2 protein-coding genes, 1 tRNA gene and 1 pseudogene are annotated in these 2,030 nt (G+C 70.1%); all 4 read right to left on the bottom strand.

The features are described 5' to 3' along the window. Positions 1-186: 186 nt before the first annotated feature. Positions 187-259 (bottom strand) — tRNA-Ala (locus AX744_RS05300). A gap of 52 nt (positions 260-311) precedes the next feature. Then, on the bottom strand, positions 312-1,157 hold the full coding sequence (locus tag AX744_RS05295) for a hypothetical protein (protein ID WP_061015653.1): 846 nt from the start codon (positions 1,155-1,157) through the stop codon (positions 312-314). A gap of 93 nt (positions 1,158-1,250) precedes the next feature. Next, complete coding sequence (locus AX744_RS05290) at positions 1,251-1,862, bottom strand: GNAT family N-acetyltransferase (RefSeq protein ID WP_058631271.1); 612 nt, start codon at positions 1,860-1,862, stop codon at positions 1,251-1,253. Between the two features lie 43 nt (positions 1,863-1,905). Then, positions 1,906-2,030: pseudogene (locus tag AX744_RS20200) on the bottom strand (UTP--glucose-1-phosphate uridylyltransferase); the annotation flags it as partial.

Genomic DNA, 2,030 nt, shown 5'->3' with positions numbered 1-2,030 from the left:
ATCGTCGGCAGCCCCGAGGAGCGGCTCCGGCTACTGCTCGAGGCGAGCCGGGGCTGACCAGCCCCAACCCCCGTGCGGCGAGGGCGCTCACTCACAGACCCGGTCTCGACCTCCAGCACGAGCGGCCGAGGAACCAGAACGGCCGATGGGACATGATCTCTCATGTCCCATCGGCCGTCTTCACGGTGGACCTAAGGGGATTCGAACCCCTGACCTCCTCGATGCGAACGAGGCGCGCTACCAACTGCGCCATAGGCCCGTGAACAGGTTCTACGCTATCACGACGAGAGGGCCGCTCGCGTCGCAGACCGTCATCCTGCGGCTCGACGGGAGAGCAGTTCGCGCACGTGGGCCTCGATCTCGGCGTCGTCGACGAACCCCATCCGCGCGTACGGCGACGACGCGGCCGGCAGGGCCACCGGCGGCTCCGGTGCCATCTGCTCCGCCCGCTCGCGCAGTGCGGCGACTCGCGCGGCCTTGCGGCGCGCCTCCTGGGCGTCCAGCTGAGCCTGCGCGACCTGCGCGCGGGACCCCGCCACGGATGCCATCGGCTCGGGCAGCGGACGCGGCGTCCACGTCGCTCGGCCCTGGTCGTGAAGCTCGGGGGTCACACGCGGAGCAACAGGGGTGGCCACGACGTGGGCGGCGCGCGCGGCACGGTTCGCGACCGCGGCCATGCGCTGCAGAGCGACACCGGCGACGACGACCACCGCACCACCGACCCAGATCAGAGCAGATCCGCCGGCAGCCAGCAGCTGCCACACGCCCAGCCCGGCGACGATGAGCCCGACCAGCAGGCTGCTGGTCGCGAGGATACGCACACGTCTGCGCGCGCGCGCCCGACGGATCACAGGGTCGGCCCTGGTGGCCGCGAGTTCCTGCCGCAGAGCCTCGAGCGCGGCGGCCTCCCGCTCCGACTGCACCCTCTTCGCCAGCTTCTGCTGAGCGAGCGCGGTGCGGGCGTTCAGCTCGACGCGGACCTCCCCCGGCGTCTCGCTCGTCTCGGCGAGCACGCGCAGCGCCTGGTTCAGTCGCACGGCGTTGCGTTCGGCGGCGTTGTACTGGAACCGGCCTCGCCACGACGGCAGCAGATAGAGCATCCACAAGAGCACGGCGACGAGCACGATCACTCCTCCGCTCAGCACCGGCCCGTCCATACCGACAACGCTAAGGGCTGGGAGCGGGCAGCGCCGTGCAGACGGGCGCGTGTCGCGGCGTGTTCGTCCGGATCCGCTGTCCGGACGGGTGTTTCAGGACGATATGCGGTCGGCCGGCGGCACCGTCGCGGCGTCGGGAGGCACCTGGCCGCTGAGCCACCGCGCCAGCACACCCTGCGGCACGTCTTCCGTGGTCAGGGCGAATGCGTAGTGGTCGCGCCAGTCCCCGTCGATGTGGATGTAGCGCCGCCGCAATCCCTCGTACCGGAACCCGAGCTTCTGGACGATGCGCAGGCTCGCGGCGTTCTCCGGACGGATGCAGATCTCCATGCGGTGCAGGCCGTACTCGGTGAAGCACGCATCGGTGGCCATCGCGACCGCGGTCGGGGTGATCCCGCGACCGGCGAACCGCTCGCTCACCCAGTACCCGATCGTGGCAGAGCACAGCGAGCCCCGAGAGACTCCCCATACGTTGAGCTGCCCCGCGATCTCGCCGTCGTACTCCATGACGAAGGGGTAGCCGGAGCCGTCACGGTACTGCTGGAGCAGGCGTCGGATGCTGAGCCTCATGTCGAAGGACACCGATCCGTACGGGACGGTCGCCTCCCACGGCTGAAGCCATGACCTGTTGGCGAGCAGCTCATGCTGCAGAGGCCGCGCATCCTTCGTTCGGACGAGCCGCAGCTCTATCGGGCCGTGTCGCATCCCCGTCGCCAGATCCATGCCGCACCGACGCCCGCGAAGCCGCCTAGAGGCGTTCCGCGAACTCCTTGAGCCAGGGGCGCAGCTCCGAACCGAGGTCGTCGCGGTCTGCCGCGAGCTGGACGATCGCCTTGATGTAGTCGACGCGGTCGCCCGTGTCGTAGCGGCGAC

The organism is Microbacterium sp. CCH5-D1 (genome assembly GCF_001557335.1).
Lineage (GTDB): Bacteria > Actinomycetota > Actinomycetes > Actinomycetales > Microbacteriaceae > Microbacterium > Microbacterium oxydans.
Note: the sequence above shows the minus strand (reverse complement) of the source record. Positions and strands in the feature narration are given on the sequence as shown.